Source organism: Corynebacterium sp. KPL1814 (assembly GCF_000478175.1).
Lineage (GTDB): Bacteria > Actinomycetota > Actinomycetes > Mycobacteriales > Mycobacteriaceae > Corynebacterium.
The window spans coordinates 200,087-222,618 of the sequence record NZ_KI515776.1; the positions used below are offsets into that span (position 1 = coordinate 200,087).

At 59.7% G+C, this 22,532-nt stretch carries 18 protein-coding genes; 10 read left to right on the top strand and 8 right to left on the bottom strand.

All coding sequences use genetic code 11. The annotated features are described in order from the left end of the window. Positions 1–42: 42 nt before the first annotated feature. Both HMPREF1257_RS07055 and betT read right to left on the bottom strand, forming a co-directional pair. Entirely contained in the window at positions 43–1,620 is a 1,578-nt protein-coding gene (locus tag HMPREF1257_RS07055) for an aldehyde dehydrogenase family protein (protein WP_023024848.1), read from the bottom strand. Positions 1,621–1,665: 45 nt separating this feature from the next. After that, positions 1,666–3,906 carry a choline BCCT transporter BetT gene (gene betT / locus HMPREF1257_RS07060; protein WP_023024850.1) on the bottom strand — a complete coding sequence of 747 codons (2,241 nt, stop codon included), beginning with the start codon at positions 3,904–3,906 and terminating at the stop codon, positions 1,666–1,668. A gap of 333 nt (positions 3,907–4,239) precedes the next feature. Here betT and betA point away from each other — a divergent pair, with 333 nt between their 5' ends. From betA to HMPREF1257_RS07100, 8 genes are all read left to right on the top strand, one after another. Beyond that, positions 4,240–6,012, top strand: a complete 1,773-nt coding sequence (gene betA, locus HMPREF1257_RS07065) for a choline dehydrogenase (protein WP_023024852.1) — start codon at positions 4,240–4,242, stop codon at positions 6,010–6,012. 28 nt (positions 6,013–6,040) lie between these two features. After that, positions 6,041–6,724 (top strand): LysE family translocator, encoded by a 684-nt coding sequence (locus HMPREF1257_RS07070; RefSeq protein WP_023024855.1) that lies wholly within the window; start codon positions 6,041–6,043, stop codon positions 6,722–6,724. 106 nt (positions 6,725–6,830) lie between these two features. Then, complete coding sequence (locus tag HMPREF1257_RS07075) at positions 6,831–7,478, top strand: LysE family translocator (protein ID WP_232208541.1); 648 nt, start codon at positions 6,831–6,833, stop codon at positions 7,476–7,478. A 9-nt stretch (positions 7,479–7,487) separates the two neighbouring features. Next, positions 7,488–7,817 carry a YbjQ family protein gene (locus tag HMPREF1257_RS07080; protein WP_023024859.1) on the top strand — a complete coding sequence of 110 codons (330 nt, stop codon included), beginning with the start codon at positions 7,488–7,490 and terminating at the stop codon, positions 7,815–7,817. Between the two features lie 57 nt (positions 7,818–7,874). Next, positions 7,875–8,159 carry an RNA-binding S4 domain-containing protein gene (locus HMPREF1257_RS07085; RefSeq protein ID WP_005276256.1) on the top strand — a complete coding sequence of 95 codons (285 nt, stop codon included), beginning with the start codon at positions 7,875–7,877 and terminating at the stop codon, positions 8,157–8,159. Further along, entirely contained in the window at positions 8,160–8,987 is an 828-nt protein-coding gene (locus HMPREF1257_RS07090) for a VOC family protein (protein WP_023024861.1), read from the top strand. It abuts the gene before it with no gap. A 20-nt stretch (positions 8,988–9,007) separates the two neighbouring features. Beyond that, entirely contained in the window at positions 9,008–9,316 is a 309-nt protein-coding gene (locus tag HMPREF1257_RS07095) for an MGMT family protein (protein ID WP_023024863.1), read from the top strand. A gap of 72 nt (positions 9,317–9,388) precedes the next feature. Next, positions 9,389–10,237 (top strand): hypothetical protein, encoded by an 849-nt coding sequence (locus tag HMPREF1257_RS07100; protein WP_023024865.1) that lies wholly within the window; start codon positions 9,389–9,391, stop codon positions 10,235–10,237. An 18-nt stretch (positions 10,238–10,255) separates the two neighbouring features. On the opposite strand, the gene HMPREF1257_RS07105 is transcribed toward HMPREF1257_RS07100, so the two are convergent. From HMPREF1257_RS07105 to HMPREF1257_RS07115, 3 genes are all read right to left on the bottom strand, one after another. Continuing rightward, positions 10,256–11,587 (bottom strand): hypothetical protein, encoded by a 1,332-nt coding sequence (locus tag HMPREF1257_RS07105; RefSeq protein WP_023024868.1) that lies wholly within the window; start codon positions 11,585–11,587, stop codon positions 10,256–10,258. Between the two features lie 152 nt (positions 11,588–11,739). Next, positions 11,740–12,591, bottom strand: coding sequence for a PrsW family intramembrane metalloprotease (locus tag HMPREF1257_RS07110; protein ID WP_023024870.1), 852 nt, complete (start codon positions 12,589–12,591; stop codon positions 11,740–11,742). Further along, entirely contained in the window at positions 12,592–13,173 is a 582-nt protein-coding gene (locus tag HMPREF1257_RS07115; protein ID WP_023024872.1) for a hypothetical protein, read from the bottom strand. Between the two features lie 42 nt (positions 13,174–13,215). On the opposite strand from HMPREF1257_RS07115, the gene HMPREF1257_RS07120 reads away from it, so the two are divergent. Together HMPREF1257_RS07120 and HMPREF1257_RS07125 are read left to right on the top strand one after the other, a co-directional pair. Beyond that, positions 13,216–15,150 carry a M13 family metallopeptidase gene (locus HMPREF1257_RS07120; RefSeq protein ID WP_023024874.1) on the top strand — a complete coding sequence of 645 codons (1,935 nt, stop codon included), beginning with the start codon at positions 13,216–13,218 and terminating at the stop codon, positions 15,148–15,150. A gap of 58 nt (positions 15,151–15,208) precedes the next feature. Then, positions 15,209–16,087 carry an alpha/beta hydrolase gene (locus tag HMPREF1257_RS07125; RefSeq protein ID WP_023024876.1) on the top strand — a complete coding sequence of 293 codons (879 nt, stop codon included), beginning with the start codon at positions 15,209–15,211 and terminating at the stop codon, positions 16,085–16,087. A 39-nt stretch (positions 16,088–16,126) separates the two neighbouring features. Here the strand turns inward: HMPREF1257_RS07125 and HMPREF1257_RS07130 are convergent, their stop codons facing one another. The 3 genes from HMPREF1257_RS07130 to HMPREF1257_RS07140 form a co-directional block, all read right to left on the bottom strand. Beyond that, positions 16,127–19,573 carry an arabinosyltransferase domain-containing protein gene (locus tag HMPREF1257_RS07130; RefSeq protein WP_023024878.1) on the bottom strand — a complete coding sequence of 1,149 codons (3,447 nt, stop codon included), beginning with the start codon at positions 19,571–19,573 and terminating at the stop codon, positions 16,127–16,129. A 75-nt stretch (positions 19,574–19,648) separates the two neighbouring features. After that, positions 19,649–21,625 carry a galactan 5-O-arabinofuranosyltransferase gene (locus tag HMPREF1257_RS07135; RefSeq protein WP_034659457.1) on the bottom strand — a complete coding sequence of 659 codons (1,977 nt, stop codon included), beginning with the start codon at positions 21,623–21,625 and terminating at the stop codon, positions 19,649–19,651. A gap of 132 nt (positions 21,626–21,757) precedes the next feature. Continuing rightward, entirely contained in the window at positions 21,758–22,516 is a 759-nt protein-coding gene (locus HMPREF1257_RS07140; protein WP_023024882.1) for a decaprenylphospho-beta-D-erythro-pentofuranosid-2-ulose 2-reductase, read from the bottom strand. Positions 22,517–22,532 lie beyond the last annotated feature (16 nt).

The following is a 22,532-nucleotide window of genomic DNA, read 5'->3' on the forward strand; positions in this document are numbered from 1 at the left end:
AAAAGAGCGGCGAGGCCTAGGCTTTATCTTCCTGCTTGAGCCTTATTGCAGGCCAAACTGATCCCATGCGGCAGGGGCCAGGTTCTGGTACACGTGCTTGTGCTCTTGGTATTCGGCAAGGCCGGTCGGACCCAGCTCGCGTCCATTGCCGGACTGCTTGTAGCCGCCCCATTCCGCCTGCGGCAGGTACGGGTGGAAATCATTGATCCAAATGGTGCCGTGGCGCAGGGCACGGGCAACGCGCTCGGCACGGCCCGCATCGGAGGTATACACCGCGCCAGCCAGGCCATACTCGGTATCGTTTGCGATCTCGATGGCCTCTTCTTCGGAGGTGAAGGTCTCGATGGTCACGGTCGGGCCGAAGGCCTCGTCGTGGACGCAGTCCATCTCGCGGGTAGCGCCATCGATAATCGTGGGCAGGTAGTACACGCCCTGGCCCAAATCTGTGGTGCCGGTGCCGTGCTGGCCGGTGGTGTCCTCGCTGGTGGCGGCGCGGCCGCCGGTGAGGATTTTGGCTCCTTGCTCGCGGGCCTTGTCCACGTAGGCTGCGACCTTCTCGCGGTGATCGGCCGAGATGAGCGGGCCGGCCTCGGCCTTTTCATCGGTGGGTCCACCGATCTTGATCTTCTCGGCGCGCTCGACCAGTGCGTCAACGAACTTATCGTGCAGGGACTCTTCCACCACGATGCGCGAGCCGGCAGAGCAGACCTGGCCGGAGTGGAAGAAGGCGCCGTTGAGCGCGTTATCCACGGCGACGTCGAAGTTGGCATCAGCGAATATAACGTTCGGGTTCTTGCCGCCGAGCTCCAGCGCGGTGCGCTTGACGGTCTCGGCCGCGTTCTTTGCAATCAGCTTGCCGGTAACGAGGCCGCCGGTGAAGGAGACCATGTCCACGTCGGGGTGCTGGGAGAGCGGATTGCCGCAGTTAGCGCCGGCGCCGGTGATGAGGTTGCCCACGCCATCCGGCAGGCCGCATTCCTTGAGCGCCGCCATGAGCAGCATGGCGGTGTGCGGGGTCAACTCTGCCTGCTTGAGCACGAAGGTATTGCCGGCAGCAAGGGCCGGGCCAACCTTCCAGGACACCTGCAGCAGCGGGTAGTTCCAGGGGGTAATCAGGCCGCAGACGCCCACCGGTTCGGCGTCGATGCGCGAGCGCAGGTTGGGATCTTGCGGGTCGACCACGCGGCCGGCTTGGTGCTGGGCCAAGGTGCCGAAGTACTCGAAAGCATTGGCAATATCGTCCATATCGCCCAGGGATTCCTCGTAGCGCTTGCCGGTATCCGCGGATTCGGCTTGAGCGAAAAGCTCCTTGTGCTCCCGGATGAAATCCGCCAGGCGGATGACGATCTTGCCGCGCTCTGCGGAAGGCGTTGCGGCCCACTCGCCTTTATCGAATGTTTCCCGTGCAGCCTGGATGGCACGCAGGGTATCTGCTTCGGAGGCCTCGGAGACGACGCCGACGGTGGAGCCATCGGCAGGGCAGATAATGGTGCGGGTCTCGCCATCTTGGGCGGCCTCCCACTGGCCGTTGATGAAGAGCGACTTCGGGGCATCACCGGAGTGCACGCCTTGGAGCAGTTCGGTGGTCGCGGGATCGAACAAGGTGTTTTGGGTGCTCAAAGTGCAAGCAACCTTTCTCTAATTGAGGCGGTATCGCCCGCCAGTTTAACTATCTTCGCGCCAGGTGCGTTCGGGCTCGGCACCATCGGAGACATCGGAATCGCCCGGCTGGTTTTGCTGCATGTAGAGGAATGCCAGGTGGCGCTCGTACAGGTCCAGCACGTTGTTGATGATCTGGTTTTCGGAGTAGCCGTAGACGTCATAGCCCAGCGAACCGGTCATGTCGTAGACCTCAAGGCGGTAGTACTCGCCGTCGCCCTCGCAGAAGTCTGGGCGCTCCGCAGAAACCGGGAAGAGTTGGTAGCGGAATTTCCGCTCGTTATGCAGCCGGACTTCGAGGTCGAGCTGCGGCAGTTCGGCATCGGGAAGCTCGCTGGTGAGCAAGATGGCGTCGTAGCCGCGGGTGCGCATCTGTGTGGCCACCTGTTCGAGGGCGTAGGTGGCGGTTCCTCGCAGGTAGTCATCCATGTCCTGTTTGGTGGGGAAGGAGTTGGCGCGGTCCAAGCGGTTCTTCCACAGGTTGGCATCGCTGGGCTCGCGCTCGGTGCGGCTGCTGATGGCGCCGTGCAAGGCGGTTTTCCGGGCCTCGCGCTGGACGATTTCTAGGCGCAGCGACTTCCAGAGCGAGAACATGATGAGGTAGACCACGAATGCGAAGGGCAGGCCCATGACCACGGTCGCGGATTGCACGGTGGCAATGCCATCGAGCTGTAGCAATGCCAAGGTCAACGCGCCGACGGTAATGGACCAGAAAATGCGCAGCCACCGGGCGCCATCTTGCCGGTTATCCGTGATGCGGGAGGTGAAATTGGACATGACCAGCGCACCGGAGTCGGCCGAGGTGATATACAGCAGCAGGCCGATGAAGGTGGTCAGGAAGATGACGATGCCGGAGCCAGGGAATTCTTGGAGCATGTCGTAGAAACCCTGTTCCGGAACGTTGATGGCGTTTTCCGCAAATTCCGGATAGTCACCGGAGCGCACCATGTCCAGGGCGGTATTGCCAAAGAAGGACATCCACATCAGGATGAACAGGAAGGGGAAGGTCAGCGTGCCCAGGATGAACTGGCGCAGCGTGCGGCCGCGGGAAATGCGGGCGAGGAACAGGCCGACGAAGGTTGCCCAGGCAATCCACCAGGCCCAGAAGAAGAGGGTCCAGGATTGCATCCAGGTATCCACGCTGGCTTGGTCCTCAGCAAAGGCGAAGGTCTCTAGCGTCCAGGAGGGGAACTTGGAGACGTAGTCACCGATATTGGTGACGATGGCGTCGAAGAGGTAGGCGGTCTTGCCAAAGACCACGACGTAAATCATCAGCGCGATGGCGAGGTACACGTTGAGCTCAGAGAGGAAGCGGATGCCCTTATCCACGCCGGATACGGCAGACAACGTTGCAATGGCGACGGCGATAATGATGAGGGCCGATTGCAGCCCCAGCCCCTGTTCGATGCCAAAGATGAGGTGGAAGCCGTAGGACAGCTGCACCACGCCGATGCCCAGGGATGCGGTAACGCCGAAAACGGTGCCCAGCATGGCGGCAATGTCCACGGCCGCCCCAATGGGTCCGTGCACGCGCTTGCCGATGAGCGGGTACAGCGCCGAGCGAATAGCCAACGGCATATTCAGACGGTAGGCGAAGTAACCAAAGGCCATGCCCATCAGCGCATAGAGCGCCCAGCCGGTAAGCCCGTAGTGGAACATGGCGTAGACCACGGCCTCTTTGGCGGCCTCCATGGTCTCGCCATCGCCCACCGGCGGATCCATGTACATCGTGACCGGCTCGGCCACGGCGAAGAACATGAGGTCCACGCCGATGCCGGCGGCAAAGAGCATGGATACCCATGAAAAGGTATTGAATTTGGGCCGGGAGTGGTCCGGGCCCATGCGGATGCTGCCGGTATTGGAAAAGGCGATGTAGAGGACAAAGACCACGGCGATGGTGGCGGTCAGGACGTAGAACCATCCCAGGTTTGTGCCGATCCATCCGGTGACGCTGGCGAGGGTATTCGCCGCGGATTCTTTGCCAAAGCCCGCATACAGGGCCATGGCGATAATCAGCACACCGGAAATGATAAAGACCGGCCAATTGGGTTTGGGTGCGGCCACCTCATCGGCACCGACATCATCGCCGGTTTCGGCCTTGTAGCTGCCGACGATGGCGCGTACTTGGTTGCGCGGTTTATGACCCTTGTCCTCAGTTGGGTGAGTTTCCCCAGGGGAGTGAGCGAGAGAGGTGTCGGAATCCCCTGTACGGGACTCTTCATGGTCGTGCGGACCACGGTTAGCCATCTACTTCTCCTAGTCTTGATCGATTAAGTGCCGAATCTTTCGCAAGAGTGCCCTTCAATCCCCCGAAAAGAGGGGTAAGAGATAGGTTGGTGTCATAAATCATATGCGAGCAATCTATGCGTAAAGACCCCGGATTTCATCTACTCAGATGCATACCCGAACACCGTAAATATACATTAATCTGCGAAAACGTCCACCAGATGTGTATTCTGGGGTCGCCATTGTGCATAAATGAAAGCGGTTAAGCACAGATTTTTTGCGCACAATACAATGGATTCGCCAGAAATTCGGCGAGAACTACGCGTGAGATGGCTCACAGAAGGAAGGGGATTTATGGGTATTGTGGACAAATTGACTAAGAAGAACTCGACAAAGAGGGCCACGGATGAAGTAAGCGATGTGGTCGTCGTCGGCGGTGGCTCTGCCGGCTCCGTCATCGCGGCTCGCTTGACCGAGGACAAAGACACCCGCGTGCTCGTTCTTGAGGCCGGCCGTCCGGATTCCCTGTGGGACCTATTCATCCACATGCCTTCTGGATTCTCTTTCCCCATCGGGGCTAAGAACTATGACTGGATGTATGAATCCGATCCGGAACCGGAGATGAATGGGCGCCGCATTTACCACGCCCGCGGCAAGGTGCTCGGCGGTTCTTCTTCCATCAACGGCATGATCTATCAGCGCGGCAACCCCATGGACTACGAAAAGTGGGGCCAGAACCCAGGCATGGATAACTGGGACTTTGCCCACTGCTTGCCGTACTTCAACCGCATGGAAACCACCGCTGCCGCAGAAGACGATGATCCGCGCCGCGGCCACGATGGCCCGCTCTACCTGTCCCGCGGTCCAGCTACCTCGCCGCTTTTCCAGGCGCTATTCAAATCGGTACAAGAAGCGGGCTATAACCTGACCAATGACGTCAACGGCTACCGCCAGGAAGGCTTTGCACCCTTCGATCGCAATATCAAGCACGGCAAGCGTTGGTCCGCTGCCCGCGCCTACCTGTACCCCAACCAGGACCGTGACAACCTTGAGGTACGTACCCGCGCATTTACCACCAAGATCCTCTTTGAAGGCACCAAGGCAGTAGGCGTGGAATACGAGTGGCAGGGTGGCACCCACCGCGTCTACGCGGACAAGATCGTCTTGTCCGCCGGTGCCATCAATACCCCGCAGCTGCTAGAGGTCTCTGGCGTGGGCGACCGCGAGATCTTGGAAAAGCACGGCATCGATGTGGTCAAGCACCTGCCAGGCGTGGGTGAGAACCTGCAGGACCACCTCGAGGTCTACATCCAGTACGAGACTACCAAGTCCACCGCTTCCTCCCAGCCCTACCTGGATAAGTGGCGTTGGCCATTCATGGGCTTGCAGTGGCTGCTGACGAAGAAGGGCCCGGTGGCCACCTCGCACTTTGAGGGCGGCGGTTTCGTGCGCTCCAACGAGGATGAGGCCTACCCGAACTTGATGTTCCACTTCCTGCCCATGGCGGTGCGCTATGACGGCCAAAAGGCCGATGTAAAGCACGGCTTCCAGTGGCACGTTGGCCCGATGTTCTCTGATACCAAGGGTCACGTGCACATCAAGAGCTCCGATATCCGCCAAAAGCCCTCCATCCTCTTTAATTACCTGCGCACCGAGCAGGACCGCCGCGAATGGGTAGAAGCCGTCCGCGTCGCCCGCTCCCTGCTGGATACTCAGGCAATGGAGGAAGTAGGCGCCCGCGAGTTCAGCCCGGGCCCAGAGGTGCAAAGCGATGAGGAAATCTTGGAGTGGGTCCGCAATGACGGCGAGACCGCACTGCACCCATCCTGCACCGCCAAGATGGGCGATGAGTCCGATCCCATGGCCGTGGTGAACCCAGAGACCATGGGCGTATGGGGCATCGATGGCCTGTATATCGCCGATGCTTCCGTATTCCCCTCGGTTCCCAACGGCAATATCTACTCCCCAACTATGATGGTGGGAGAGAAGGCTGCGGACCTCATTGCCGGCCGCACGCCGCTCGAGCCTAACTACACTCCGTGGTACAAGGCTCACGAGGATATGCCGCTCTACGCCGAAGGCGAGGCGATCCGTGACCACAAGGAGGCACCGAAGGGTGCTTACTAACGCCCGCTTATATTAAGGAGACAAAGCCGTGACCATTTCCTCACTTCTTACCCTGATGGGGATTTGGCTCGCGGCTTTGGTGTCTCCGGGGCCGGATATTGTGCAGGTCATCCGCGTGGCCCCGCGTTCCACGCGCGCCGGGCTAATGTGCGCGGTAGGGGTATTTAGCGGGACGGTCTTTTGGATCGTTGCCTCCCTGGCCGGTTTATCTGCGCTGATTGCGGCGCGCCCGAGCGTGCTGAGCATCTTGCAATTGCTCGGTGGCCTGTTCCTGCTCTACATGGGGGTATCCTCCCTGCGCAGCGGCGTAGCCGCACGTCGCGCTCCCGCCCGCGAGGTGGACGCGGAAGACTACGCGGAGCAGGCGCGGGCCGCTGGCGATGCCGATGTCGAAGACATGACCAACTGGCGGGCCTTCAAGCTGGGGCTGGTGACAAACCTGTCGAATCCCAAGGCATTGGTATTTTTCGGGGCGGTATTCGCCCAATTCATCCGCCCGGAAATGTCTGTGGGGTGGACCATCGCGGTGGCGTTGATCCTTGCCGCCATGTCCTTCGTGTGGTTTTCTTCCTTCGCGCTGCTCGTGCGCGCGGCCGCGCGGTGGACGGCGCGGTATTCCGCCGGCATCGATATGGTCTCAGGCCTCGTCTTTGGCCTGTTTGGTGTGGTGATGGCCGGGGAAGGCGCCACCGCGCTGCTGAAATCACAGTAGTTACCTGTTTCGCTGCAGGTGAGACACTTCCTACAGTTGGTTGCGCTAGTAAAAATGCATACGAATGTGGAGGTGTTAGGTGGCTATAGGTGCCCTTGTGACCCTGATGGGCATATGGTTCGCGGCCATGGCTTCGCCGGGGCCAGATGTGGTTCAGATTATCCGCCTAGGTGCGCGGTCCACCCGCGCGGCAGTGTGGGTGGCTATTGGTAGTACGACGGGCCTCGCCCTGTGGACCATAGCTTCGCTCGCCGGGCTTTCGGCATTGATCTCTACACATGAGGGCATCTTGGTGCTCCTGCAGGTCCTAGGCGGCAGCTATCTGCTGTGGATGGCCTATAGCGCGATTTCCTCAGGCCTGCGGGAGCGGCGGGCACCCGCCACCGTCGTGGGTACGGAGAAGCAGGCACCACAACCGCGCGGATTCACCCCGGACGGCATCATCAAGGCGAAGACCGCCTACCGCATGGGATTAATCTGTGACCTTTCGAACCCCAAGGTGGTCATCTTTTTCGGCGCCATCTTTGCCAATTTCATCGACCCCGGCATGGGGGTGGGCGGAAACGTCGTCGTCGCCGCGGTATTGGTACTAGAAAGCTTGGTTCTCTTCGTCGGCGTCGGCTTGAGCACGCGCGCGGTATCGAAGTGGATGGCCAAGAACTCGGCGTGGGTGGACATCGTCAGTGGCATCGTCTTCCTGCTCCTCGGCGTGGTTATCCTCTTTGAAGGCATCCGCGGGCTCATTGCGATGTAGCCTGAAGTTATGATTTTTACTACCACGAATACCGTCGACGGGTATGAAATCACCAAATACCTGCGCATCATCGCTGGTGAGACCGTTATCGGTATCAATATGCTCAAAGATTTCGGGGCATCGATACGCAATATCACCGGCGGTCGCGCCTCCGGCTATGAAAGCGAAGCCATCAAGGCCCGCGAGGCGGCGCTGGATGAATTGTGGCGCCGCGGCCAGGAATTAGGCGCCGATGGCGTGGTGGGCATCGCCTTCGACTATTCCCCAATGGGCACCAATAATGACATGCTCTTGGTCACCGCAACGGGCACGGCGGTTTCGCTGCGCGCGCGTGACTAAGTTTGTCCACCCCCACCCATAGCCGCGCGGGAACGGGCTCTGGGTAAGCTGGGCGGCATGCTTGAGGTTGCAATTTCTGGCGAGTCCATCAAATTGGGCCAGTTTATTAAGCTGGCCAGCTTGGTCGGCACCGGTGGTGAAGCCAAGGAACTTATCGCAGAAGGCGCCGTCACGGTCAATGGTGAAACCGAAACCCGCCGCGGCGCCACGCTGCAGATTGGCGATGAGGTGTGCATCGAAGGCACCTGCGCGCGCGTGGGCGAGCCCGACGATGATGATGACTATTTTGATGAAGCCACCGCAGACGATGACTTTGATCCGGAAAAGTGGAGGAATCTATAAATGCCCGCATTTGAAGCCGAAGTAGGCATGCCCTACTGGATCGATCTGACAACCTCGGATCCGCGCAAGTCCGCCCACTTTTATGAGCAGGTCTTGGGCTGGGAAATCTCGGCTGAGACCGAGGAGGAAAACCCCTACCAGATGGCACGCCTGCAGGGCCTGCCCATCGCTGGGCTCATCCCGCAGCCGGACGAGGCGCCGATGCCGGATACCTGGGTGACCTACTTCCTCTCCAAGGACATCGACGGCGATTGCCAGCGCACGGAGAACCTCGGCGGGCGCATCTTGGCCGCGCCCCAGCCCGTGGAACTGGGCCACATGGCCTTGCTTGCCGATGCCGCCGGTGGCATGTTCGGCCTCATCCAGCCCTCAGGCCCCGAGCACTTCGTCGCCGGTGGCGAACCCGGCACCCCGGTATGGCACGAACTGACCGCCACGACGCGATTCCAGCAGGCCATGGACTTTTATGGCGAGCTATTTAATTGGGAGATTCGCGCCATGGAATCCGAGGACGAGAATTTCATTTACGCCACCGCAGAAGAAGACGGCGCCCCGTTTGCCGGCCTGTGGAATGCCGAAGGCCAGTTTCCGCCTCAGGTGCCGAGCTTCTGGCAGACCTACCTAGGGGTGCGCGATATCGATGCCGCCGCCAAGAAAGCGGTAGAGCTCGGCGGTGAAATCATCCGTGAACCATGGGATTCCCCCTTCGGCCGCATGTGCTTGCTCGCGGATTCCACCGGGGCGACCATCACCCTGACCGAGGTGGAAGACGCACCCGAGGATGAGCCCACCGAATCCGATGACGTGCTCAACCCCACCAGGGACTAAGCACGGGGAAAGAGGCGTTTATGTCAGACTCCTCTGATTTGGCACAGCGCGTGCTAACCATCGTGGCCGTTATCCCGCCCGGCAATGTGTCCTCCTATGGGGAGGTGGCAAAACTCGCTGGGTGCGGGGCCCGCTACGTCGGCACCGTGATGAATAGGCACGGTGGTAACGCCGCCTGGTGGCGGGTGGTCCGCGCCAATGGCGCCTCCCACGATCCTGCTCGCGCGGAAGAATACTGGGACCGCGAGGGCATCGAGCATTCCCACGGGCGCGTCGCCATGCATAAGCACGGCATGGATGCGCGGGACCTAGCGGTATTGATGCGATAGATAGTGCAGTAGGAAAACTTTTTGCAGTTATAGAGTGCGGTGCGGCACCTCTCCAGCTACGCTATATGCGTTATGAAAAAATTAGCTATTGGTTCTCTCGTTACCGCACTTTCATTCGTGACCATTCCCGCTGCCCAGGCGGTCAGCCTCGATCCCCAATCCGTGCCTGATCGTACGCAAATCACCGTTAGGCACGATTCCGGCGCCACGGTCTCGACCGCCAATAGCCACGAGTCCCGCCCGGCGCTGTCCTTGAGCAAGCTCTACCTGGGATATTGGGTGCTCAAGTATGGTTCTGCCGCCGATAAGGACCAAGTGGAAAATATGATTCGCTACAGCGACGATAACGTGGCCAGCGACCTGGACCGCCGCTACCCGCAGGCCATTCCCAGCATCATCCAGGAATTCGGGCTGAGCGAGACTCACTACACCGGCTACTGGGGAACCACGAAGACCTCGAGCGAAGATGTCGCGCGGTTTACTGCCGAGATCCAGAACGATCCCATCGCGGCGCCCATTTTCGCGGGAATGGCTACCGCCGCTCCCGTGGCTGCGGATGGATACCGCCAGGATTTCGGCACCGATCACATTCCCGGAGTATGGGGTACTAAATTCGGTTGGTCCGATGACCGCACCATCCACGCCTCCGTATCTACTGGGCATGGGTTTACCGTAGCCGCCAATACCTACGGCGATGCGCAGACCCATACCGCGGATGTCACGCGCGGCGTCAACAATTCGCCAGCCGGCGGATCCAGCGAGGCCATCGGCGCACGCATTGAAAACGACCTCAACCTGCAAGGACCTGCGCAGCAGGCGGTCCGCGATGCCACCCAGACCGCGGCCGAGCTTGAGCGCCAAGCGTGCGCGAGCGCTAATCAAGCCCTAGCGCAGGTGAGCCAAGTGCGGGTGTGCCAATAAGCGGCGAGGGACTGATCTTTAGATCAGGTTCCAGACGGTCACGGCCATGATGACTAGGCCCATGCCAAAGACGAAGTAATTCCAGATGTCGTTTTTGAACTGGGAATAGTCATCAACCTTTTTAAACATGTAGACCGGCACCAGATAGACCAAGAATGCCACGAAGATGCCGCCAACCACCGAAATCATGTCCATGATGGAGGGGTTGAAGACGGCGACGAGCGTCGTTGCCACGAATACGATGACATAGATGGTGTTGAGCAGCGCGCGGCGCGAGAGCTTATTGGCCATGCGGGGCACGGCAATGCGCAGTAGATATTCTGTACCTTCCTCGGAACCAAGCATGTGTCCAAAGTAGGAAGAGATGATCGCGCACATGGTAATAAGTGGTGCCATATAACCAATAAATGGCGTGCCCGTGACGTTGGCGAAATAAGACAGCACCGGGATGTTTTGATCGGCTGCCTCCTTCAACCCGTCGGCGCCGAGCGCGAGGACGCAGGACCAGACAAAGAACATGGTAAACACCACGAGCATTGCGGCGGTGTAGAGCTCCACGCGGGAGACGAACTTCTCTGTCTTCTTGCCGTAGGCCGGCTGCACGTCCACGGAGAACTGCGATAGCGCGGCCATGTGAGAAAAGGAAAAGACCAGCACCGGCAGAATGAGCAGGATGCCCTTCAGAATTCCCCAGAGGCCGCCTTCGTATTCAACGTTGAGGAAGCTTTCGAAATCCCACTTGGGGATCAAATAAATAGAGGTTGCCGCTAGGGCGACGATGAGCGGGTAGACCAGCATTTGCGCCAGCCACAGCATGGGGCGGCGGCCGATGGCAAAAAGGCCCGTCATAACGCCCACGCAGGCAATGGACAATATCCACCGATTGATGCTTGGCCCGCCGAGTTGGTTGACGATGAAGCTATCGACCACATTGGTAATGCTGATGCCGTAAATGAGGACAGTTGGCACGATGGCCAGCCAATACAAAACGGCGATGAAAAGGCCGCTATTGCGGCCTAGGTAGTAGCGCACCAGTTCCAAGACGTCTTTGCCGTGTTGTTCTTGTGGCGCGCCGCTGACTATGCGGGCGTAGGTCCGGTGGGAAAAATACACCAGCGGAAAGATAAAAACGGTGGCGAAGACGAGCGGCCAAAATCCGAAGGCGCCGGCATTGAGCGGCAAGAAGAGGATGCCGGCACCAACACCGGTGCCAAAAAGCGCGATGACCCAAGACAGGGTGGAGCCCACTGCCTTTTGCCGGTTGGCTTCCTCTGCGGAATTTGTCGGAGCTGCCCCCTTAGTACTTTCCGTGCTGTCATCCGTGCGGGACTCGTGGGTTGGGGCATTCATGAAGGTCCTCAGTCCTTAAAATGGAGGATAGGTGGCAAAAGTGCCTTGTAGTGAGTGTAGCGAAGCCCACTACCAACATGTGCCTTAAACCACAGATTTTTGCGGAATGCGGTTGTTTTGGACAATTTTGGGGGAACAAGCGCGCTGGGTGATTAGCGCGTGAAGACGAGCGCGTCCTCTGCGCTGCTGTGGCTGTAGCTGGCATCGTTGTTGGCGTATTTATTGCCGCGCAGGATGATCCAGATGCTCAGCGGGTACAAGATGATTGCCACGGAAAGGGCTTGGATGACGGCCGCGGTATCGGAAGCATGCAGGTAATTCCAGCCAAAGTGCAGGAGGAAGGATACCGCGAGGCAGCCGAGCGCCACACCAATGCGCCACCAGAGCGGCTTAGCCGCCGCGTAGAGCGCCCAGCCGATGCCCCAACCGGCGAGCGCCGTGAGTAAGACGTGCAGGCCAGGGCCAGCGATAAGGCGCAGGCCCCACATCTGTAAGAGCCCCGCAAAATCGCTATCCGGGTGAGTGGTAGCGCCCATGGAGCCGTAGAGGATGTTTTCGTTGGCCTCAAAGCCTAGGCCAACGACGGCGCCGACCATCCACCCGTGCCAGGGGCGGTTGAGTTGGCGGAAGGACATCAGGACAAATAAAACGCCTGTGGCCTTCGAAATCTCCTCGGGATAGGCACCGCTCCATGACATGAAGGAATCGACCCACCCGGAATTGATGGCGAGCTGCATGACCGGCGTGGAGCTTATAGACGCCAAGCTAATGGCCATGCCGGAACCCCATAAAAAGGCAAGCGGTGCCCATACGCGCGCCGGGCGCGCCCACATGGGGCTCAGCTGCAATACCGCGATGACTATCGCGACAAGGATCGCTGCGATGAGGATGCTGATAATACCCATCAGCGGTGAGATCAATAGGGTGATGACCGTCTGGGAGACAAAACCGATAAGGCCCAGGCCGGAGAAAATCCACAGCGCGGTGCGAAAAAGTTTAGACATTTATACCAAGGCCTTTCCAGAAAACTCCGCGATATCAGCAGTGACTTCTTCCGGTAGTTCGTCTTGCCCAAAGGCTTTCCAGAGGCGTTCAGTGGTCGTGCGCGTAGCCGCGGAATCCCCGGTGACGGTGACCACCCAGTCCTTATTCTCGTCCGCACCGGTGCCGTCGATGGAAATGGCGGCGGTGGAGGAGGGGGCATCGGCAAGCGCGAGGGCACCATCTTTTCCTTCATGGACCTCGCCCTCTGGAAGGCCAGGGGCCATGCCATAGGCCCGGACCATGCGGCGCAGGGTGTGCTCATCGTCGTCGGTATCTTCCACGATGACCGCCTGCACGGAGGTGTCACCGCAGGTCCAGCCAACGCTAGCCAGCGAAGTATAGTCGCGCTCGCAGTACAGATCAGGCACGGTAATATCCCAGTCCTGGCTGGGATCAGACAGGGTTACCTGCTCCACATCGGCGGGGTGTGGCGGTAGCACCGCGTGGACGATGGCGGGCAAGGCGAGGACCACCGTCACGAAGGCAAGGACGGCGATAAAGAGGACGCGCGGCCGGGCTGGTGGAAAGCGGAATTTTTCCATAGTCCATACCTTAACTGGAAGGTTTGGCCTACAGTGGCAACCATGAAAGATCTTTATCAATTAGTCAACGGACCTTGGGTAGAAAATCACGTTGTCCCAGATGATCGCGGTGTGGATGGCACCTTCCACGCGCTGCGCGATGAAGCAGAAGAACTGGTTCATGACATCGTCAAAGACAACGATGCTCGCCCCGGCAAGCTGTATGCATCCTTCATGGATACCGAGGGCGTCAACAACGCCGGCATGGCTCCATTGGATGCGGACCTTGACCGCTTGAGCGCCGCCGATCCCACGGAATTGGCGCACCGCTTGGGTGAGCTCGAGCGCGAGGGCGTGGGGGCGCCGGCGACGTTCTGGGTGGAAAAGGACTCCGGCTCGGAAGAGGCCGTTGCCTATATCGTGCAATCCGGGCTAGGCCTGCCGGATGAGGCCTACTACCGCGAGGAAGCGCACGCGGAAACGCTGGCCGCCTACGAGAAGCACGTGGCGGAGATGCTGGGCTTTATCGAGCCCACCCGCCTGTTTGGCCTCGGCACCGAAGTTGCCGCCGAGCGCATCGTCGGTTTGGAAAAAGAACTGGCGGCGGGCCACTGGGACGTGGTTTCTACCCGCGATGCGGTAAAGACCAATAACCCGTGCGAGTTTTCTGAGCTGCCCTCCATCACCCAAGCCTTGCTCGCCGGCGGAAAGCTACCGGAGCACCGCGTGGTCAATATGATGCCGTCCTACCTGGAGCACCTGGAAAAGCTCTTTACCGCTGACCGCATGGCTGATTGGCAGCTGTGGGCCACCTGGCACATCCTGCGCTCCCGCGCGGCCCTCTTGCCGGAAGAAGTAGGCGCCAAGAACTTCGAGTTCTACGGCACCCGCCTTTCTGGTGCGACCCAACAGCGCGACCGCTGGAAGCGCGCGGTGGGCCTGGCAGAAAGCCTGGTAGGAGAGGAAATTGGCAAGGAGTTCGTGGACGCGCACTTCCCAGAATCCTCCAAGCGCGAGATGGATGAGCTGGTGGATTATCTCATCGCCGCCTACCGCGAGCGCATTTCCCAGCTGGAGTGGATGACCCCGCAGACCCGCGAGCGCGCCCTAGAAAAGCTTTCCCAGTTCAAGGCCAAGATTGGTTTCCCCGATACCTGGCGCGATTACTCCGGGCTGGAGATTTCTGACCAAGGCGCGGATCTGATTGCTAATGCCCGCGCCGGGTCCGCCTTTTCCCACGACTATGAGCTGGCAAAGATTGGCAAACCCGCCAACCGCGATGAGTGGGTCACCACCCCGCAGACCGTCAATGCTTTCTATAACCCGGTGGTCAATGACATTACCTTCCCGGCCGCCATCCTGCGCCCGCCGTTCTATAACCCGGATGCGGATGCCGCAGAGAACTTCGGCGCCATTGGTTCTGTCATCGGACACGAAATCGGCCATGGCTTTGATGATCAGGGCTCGCAATTCGATGGCCAGGGCAACCTGAACTCCTGGTGGTCAGATGAGGACCGCGCGGACTTTGAAGCGCTTACGGCAAAGCTGGTGGAGCAATTCGATGGCCAGGTCCCCACGGTGCTGAAGGAGGCTGGCACCGAATCTTCCGGCGTCAACGGCAAGTTCACCTTGGGTGAAAATATCGGTGACCTGGGCGGACTGGGCATTTCCGTGGTGGCTTACAAGAATTACTGCGCCGATAAGGGCATTGACCTGCTGGGCCAAGAAGAGGAATTTGTGGTCGACGGCGCCGAGCCGGAATTGGCCGAGCACACCTATAACGGCCTGCAGCGCTTCTTCTTGTCTTGGGCCCGCGTCTGGCGCACGGCCATCCGCCCAGAGATGGCGACCCAGTACTTGGCCATTGATCCGCACTCGCCCGCGGAGTTCCGCTGTAACCTCATCGCCGCGAATATCGCGGAGTTCTACGAGGCCTTCGACGTAGACAAAGACTCCGCGATGTACCTGGCCCCAGAGGACCGGGTGACCATCTGGTAAATCGGTTCTTCCCCGCGCCCGCCTTGTGTGCATCACGGGCACGCGTAGGCTCGGGGATATGACTGATGCACACGATAAAGATCCGCACCGGCCGCTAGAGCCCGGCCAAGAATGGCGCATCGGCGGGCAAGACCGCCAGATGAGCGAGGAAGAACAGCTAGAGCAGCTGGTTTCTTATATCGACGCCCATTATGAGACGCCGGATTTCCGCCCGCCCTGGGCCGGCGGCGGTTCGCCGGAGGCGGACCAGTATTGCGCGCTGCTGCCAGACCGCATCACCCACGCCGCCATGATGGTTTTGGGCACCGGCGTTAACCACGCGCTTCCAGGCACGGCGTTTACAGACGGCATTACCGTAGAGCCTGCCGAGGTTGGCGCCATTTTCAGGCCCTCCGAGCCCACCGGCCGGTGGGCGGTATCGCTGCACTCCGGCGGCTGGTGGCGCGGCGATGGCAAGGCGCTGGAGATGCAGTGGCGCCCCGAGGTCGCCGCCGCCGCGCAGCTTTCCGGCACCACGATCATTGACGTTGATTATCCGCTCGCGCCGGAGCATACGGTCAAAGACATGGTTGCGGCGGTCAACCGTGCCATTGATTACGCCCGCGAACAGGGCGCCTCCCACGTCACCACGTGGGGATATTCTTCCGGTGGTGCGTTGGCAGCACTCGCGCCTGCCGATACCCTCTTGCTCACCTTCCCCGACTTCGGCGCCCTGGCCAACCTGCCGGAGGAGTACCGCGTGGGCTATGAACTGCCCACGCAATTCCCCGAAACCTTCGTGCAGACCGCGACCGAGGATGAGATAGCCGATCGCGTCCACATCCCCCAAGCTAAAGAACGCGATTACGTCTCGACACACCGCGTGTCCACCCCAGCCGTGGCGCGCCAGCGGGTACAGGATGCAGCCGAATTTTTGCGCGGTGAGCTGACGCAATAAAACCGGCTGCGGCTGGCTGCACAGCCAGGGGGATGGTCGCTATTGCTCGCCCTCTGGTCGGATCTTCATCTCGGACTCTTTCCACAGTCCAGAACGTGTAACGTCCTCATAATCGATCTCTGCCTTGGCCGGGGTATTGCCCTGTGAATCGGTACGCAATTCGTACTTTTCAATGGCGCCCCAGTCGCGCGCCCAATCGTTATTGAGGTAGCTCGGGATTTCGTAGGCGTAGTTCACCGCTTCCGCAGTGGACATGGCACCGCCGCCAGAGAAGGATTGGAAATCCGTCAGGGAGGTTTGCGCCGCCGCATCTGGGAGGATGCGATACTCCGGAATCTCGGTTACGCCGGCGTAGTGGTCAAAGGTGCGCTGGCAGGGGAACTGCAGAGCCACTGCCCAGTCCAAGAGTGCGGGCTTTTCCGCAGGGAACTGGTTATTGATGCTGTCTAGTTCCGGCACGCGCGGCGGGGTGAATGCTAGCCAGTCGTCTTCATCGGTGGAATCATCCTCGGCCACTAGGCGTACGACATTGGCTTCTTCCGGCAATTTATCCATGGGCAGGCGCAGGTTGCGCCACTTGGGGGTGGCGCCGACATCGGAAAGCTCTTCTTCGCCCTTATTGGTGACCTTGCCATCCTCATCGATGGTGCCGTATTCCAAGGTGAGCTCCATGCCCTCTTGTTTCACATCATTGACATCGTGGTGATAAATCTTGCCTGCGGCACTGACAGCCAGAACCGGGGTATTTTCCGTGGTCTCCGGCAGGTGATACCACTTCGTGGTTACCTGGGACAGCGACTCTTGGCTTTCGGTGTAGGAGCCCAAGACTGGCACGGTGGTGTAGTCCAAGTTGAAGGGCAGGTGCATGGTCGAGCCATTGACGCCCTTCGTGCCGCGGACACCGCCTTCAGAAGTATCGGTGCTTTCTGAAGCCTTCTTCCCAGCGCGGCGGGACTCCTGCGAATCATCAGAAGAATCCCCGCCGGATTCCTTATCCGTACCAGCGGTGGCATCGTCTTGGCTGGTGGAGTCGGAATCTTGGGAGTCATCTCCAATAGCGCCCACAGAAGCAGAATCCTGATCCTCAGGCTCGATGGATTCGGGGATATTATTCGGCCCGAATCCGTTGCTGGTTTCATCCTTGTCCACCAAGGAATCGCCCAAGTCACCATCTACCGGGGTGAGGAAGGAGTCATTGGTATTGGTTTCTACCAGAGTTTCATTGGCCAGCGAGCAGGTATCACCACGCAAGGACGCCAGGTTGCCCTTGCCCACTGAGTAGGAATCCGCCTGGGTGACGGTGGCCTTGGCAAAAGAGGCCATCGAAAAAGCCACCACAATGGCGCAGGCTACCGCGATGGGAGCGGACATGATGCCCGCCGAGCGCGATACCTTCGCGGCGGCTTCTTGCTTGAATTCTTTTTCCGTGCCGTCCTCTTGGGCCTGCAATTTGCGATGGCTGTGGCGCAAGGATTGCACCACGCCGACCGCGAGGACGACCAAGGAGATGGCGAGCAGGATCGAGTTGGCCTCAATGCCCTTGAACTGCACCGTGCGATCCCACCACGGGATGCCGAAGGAAGATACATACCACCAAGCATTCCAACCCGCGAAAGAGATGGCGAGCAAGAAGAGCACCGCAGCGATGCTAAAGGTGCGGGCGCGCGGCGAGCGCAACGCAAACCGGGATAGAACCACGGCAGCCAGCGCGGCGATCACCCCGGCGACACCGGCATAGATACCAAAGTGGTGCGTCCACTTGGTCGGGGTGAACATGAGGAAGAACATCGACAGTGCCACGATGATGAGTAGGCGCTGGGTGGGGCCGACTGCGGCACCAATAACGCGGCGATCCTTGATAAACGCAGCCAGGATGAGCACCAAGCAAGACAGCATGGTGAGTACGGCGAAGCGGCGGGTCAGCGAGCCATCCACGGATTCTTGGAAGAGCGTGGAATAACGGACGTATTCGGAATACCACGGCAGCGACGGGCCGACCTCCGAGCGCACCCGGGTGGATTCGGCAACGCTGGCCAAGGTTTGATCCCCAAAGGCGGCGGCGATGATGGCAGTGCCGGAGGCCAAAAATGGGGCAACCAGGCTAAGCCAACCGGTAGCGCCGCCGCCCATAGCAGGCACGCGCGCGGCCATGGCACGGAATAGGTGTGGCAGGCTCACGAGGAATACGCCGACCGCAAAAAGGCCAGTGGGGCCGGCGGCGAGCGTAATCGTGGCAGCGATGGTGCCCACGGCGGCCGGCAGTAAACGGTGGGTGGCAATGGCGCGCTCAAAGGATGCCCACGTCACCATCACGCCTAGAGCCACGATTGGCTCTGGGCGGGTGCCGTTGTTATACGGCAACCAGAAGGCCAGGAACATCAGTGCGGCGGTCCAGTGGCTGACGCGGCGGGCATCGACGATGTCCCCAAAGCGCGGCAGCATTTCCCGCGAGAGGATGAACCAGATAATGAGCCCCGAAATCAGTCCGGGCAGGCGGACGAAGACCGACGCGGTGGAAATCTGCGAAAGTAGGGCGACGAGGTCATAGTACGGTGAGCCGAATGGCGCCTCTGGCACGCCGTACCACCGGTAGTAGTTGGCCATGTAGGTGGCATTATCGAAGACGCGGCTCATGGAGAAGATGAAGCCATCGTCAGAGGTATTGGCGCCGAAGATATACCAGAAGCCCAAGACTGCAGCGACGACGCCATCGAGGGGGCGAATCTTCTTCCACGTCTCTGGCATGAAGCGCAGCTTTTGCCCGTCGAGGCGGTCAATGCGCCATAGGCAGAATAGCGAGACAATCAACATGGCGACGCCGAGCCACATCGCGATGGACTTAATCAGCGAGGGAGAAGAGGTAAACCGCGAGTTGATATCGACGTGGATATTCAGCCCGTCCTCGACCAAGCTCTGCACATTGGCATCATCTTTGAGCTCGGTATACACACCGGTGACCTGCGGACGCAGGTCATCCTCGGTGGTCTTTTTGTGCTTGCCGACGCTGACGGTGGTGCCGTCACCGGTAGCGGAGATGTGCAGCTGGGCGTCATCGGAAAGCTGCGCTACTTCTTTAGCGCTTAAGGTCAGCAGCACCTCATCGAGCGAGACCACCGACAGGCCGTCATCACCGGAGCGGACAAAAAGACCGCGGTTTGAGGCCTTCTTAGACTCGGGCGGGACGGTGCTGTAGACCATGTTTTGGCCATCGCGGAGCTCATCCACCGCAGACATGGGGATGGTGGCCTCCAGGTTTTCTGGCGCCACGGAGATAAGCGGTGCATTGATAGATTGCAGCGAATCATTCTGCGGCCAATCAAAGGAAGACTGGGTTTGGTTCACTGGCAATAGCGGGGTGGCTATAAAACACAGGAAACCAATTAACCCGGCGATGATCGCGGTCCAGCGCAGCCCAGCAGGGGCTGTGGCGATACTTAGCCCGGAGGGGCGCGCTTCTTTCGATTTCGTTTTAAGGCTATCTGACACGGCGATTAGTGTACGTCAGTCTGGCCCAAGTTCCCGTGTGCACGCCCCGATAACCCCGGGGAAGTGTGGGTGAACTTACTTGGTTCGCACCGCCGTTACGAATGGACCCGTTTGCTCCAGCTCCCAGCCTTCCGCAAAGACCTCAGGGTTGAAGAAGACTGCTCGGTAGCGAATATTCGGCTGGTTAGGATAGATATCCTCAGCCAAGTGCACCTTGAACCCATCATCCTTATTGTCGAGGTCGCCGCGGAAGATGATGGCATCCGGCCCGCGCCACGGTGCGGAATCCAGGGATTTTTGGAACTCTTCAGGAGTAGAGTCCCACGATTCATCCGCCCAGGCTTCAATCTGGTCATTGCGGTGTTTGAATTCCCCGAGGGGATTGGCATAGTGGCTGGTAAAGGCGTTAAAGCCCCAGTATGGGTAGTAGGCCATGAAGGTTTTTTCATCCGTGAGAACCACCGTCTCATTGGCCGTATATCCCTGATCCTGGATGAAGTTATGGATATCCAGATAATAATGGGCGGAATCGCTGGTAAAGCGATCCGCGCGCTCGCCATAACCATCGGTATCGCTATAGGCGTGGTCGATGGCGTCCTCGTTTGCTTCGGGAATCTGCTGAGCATAATGGATACCAGCCAAGGCGAGGAAAATGCCAAAGACTGCCGTAATCCGCTTATTAGCTGCGTGGGAGAAACTAGCAGGATACAGGCGGTGAATACCGGCTGCGCGGACTTCTGCAAGGGCAAGGATGCCCGCCGTGGCGAAGAGCAATACTACGATGACCTCGAGGCGGAAGCTCAGCAGGGTTGTGCCGACTAAGGTCATCACCATGGACAGCATCGTCCACAGGTAAATGCCAATGATGGACAACCCCAGCGCGCGGACTTCCGCATCCCGCAACCGGGTGACGATAAAGATCAGGCCGGCCAGGCAGAGGAATCCAACGATGCTCATGGAAAGGAAGGGCACCGGAATTTGCGTACCCTCTTCAGGGAGGTAGTGCTGCGCGGTGGCTTGCAGGGGTGCGGTCGAGTGCAGCACTTGCCAGAGGTACGGCGCCCAGGCGATGGCCGCGATGGCAAGCGATCCCACCGCGATGATGACTAGGCGCACGATGGGGCGCCACGTGCGCTCGTACAGCGCGGTGAAAATGGCGATCAGGCTGACCACAGTCAGCGCTGCCGCGCCGGTAAATAGGGTATAGAAAGTGGCGGAAATCCCGAGGTAGATAGCCACTGCGGCGGTAGATAGCCACGATCCCTTGAATGCGCGCGGGCTCAAAAACGCGATGGCGGGCATGCCCATGGCGATGACGGCAGAGTACGGCTCTTCTGCCGCGATGGTCAGCGTGATGGCGGTGGTGGTAAGCGCAATAGCGGTTCCCACCGGCAGGGATTTAGTGAGGTGCTGCCAGATGGGAACGAGGATGCAGCCTGCTACCGCGATGGAGATCAGGCCCCAAGGCTGGTAAACCTCCCAGCCGGGAATGCCCAATATGGAGCCGAGGCGCCCGCCCAACCAGAACCAGCCCAGCGGGTAGAACGTGGGCATGTCTAGGTAGTTCATATCCGCATAGCCCATTTGATCCACCGAACGGGTAAGGAACTGGGTGCGGAATGCCTGGTCCACCTGCACGCCATCGAGCCAGAGGCGTGAGGCCGAAAGCGGAAGGCCGATAGACGCGAGGGTTAAAAGGGCCGGTGATAGGTAGGTCACCGCATACGTGACCCACGTGCGCCACCGCGGCCGAGAGAAAGTCTCCTTGTAATGGTCATAAATCCACCACGCGCTAAATCCACCCGCTAGCGCCAAGGTGATGACAACGCCGACGGTAGATAGCGCGCGGGTGACCATGGAGGTACTAAAGGACGGCAGGGATACCGCCTTGAAGGCATACCAACCAAGGAGGGTGACGGCGCCGCCGCCCAAGGCGGCAAAGAGGATACCCAGCAGGGTAGAGCGGTGGGGTAGCGCATCTGCGTGATACGCGGTGGTGCGTTTCTTCTCGCTCACTGGAGCTGCTTGGGAAGGCATAGCTGGGCTTGTCATGCCCTTTAGTTTCGCATACCTTAATCACTCTTCTGGGATTGGGCGCGGTGTGAGCTGTGGCCTATTAGCTAATAAAGCGCAGGGCGAAGGGCCTTTTAGGGCCCTGCGTACCGCAGGGCACAGGGGCAACGGTTAGAACGGCAGCTTGCGGAAGATGGGCTGCGGAATGAACTTGAATGCCAGCGAGACGTACTTGAACAGCGGGTGGACGTAGATGGACTGCTTGCCATCCAGTACCGCTTGCACGGTGGCCTTGGCCACGTCAGAGACATTAACGGTCAGCGGGGCATCGCCGGCCTCGGCCGACATCTTGGTGCGAACCTGTCCCGGGCGGACGACGAGCACGTTGGCACCGGAGCCGCGCAGTGCTTCATCCAAGTTGATGTAGAAACCGTCCACGCCGGCCTTGGAGGCGCCGTAGACAAAGTTGGAGCGGCGCACGCGCATGCCGGCCACCGAGGACATCGCCACGATGGTGCCGTGGCCTTGATTCCTGAACTTTTCACCCAACAGCACGCCGACGGAGACCGGTGCGGTGTAGTTGGTCTGGGCAGAAGCCACGGCCTTGTCGTGGTTTTGCCACAGCTCTTCCTGGTCCCCCAGGGTGCCAAAGGCCACGATGGCGATATCGACATCGCCGCGCTCCCAGGCCTTCTCGATGACCGCCGGGTGCGAGTCAAAGTCGGTGGCATCAAAGTCCACCACCTCGACATCCGCGCCGCGGGCCTTTAGGTCAGCCTGCGCCTTTTCGATGCGCGGGGACTGGGCGCGGGCAGCCAAGGTGACCTTGGCGGGACCGCGCTCAAGGAATTCGGCTACGACGCCGAGGCCGATTTCAGAGGTACCGCCCAAAAGCAGGATGTGCTGGGCTTGGCCTACTGCATTAAGCATGGTTGAAAAATCTCCT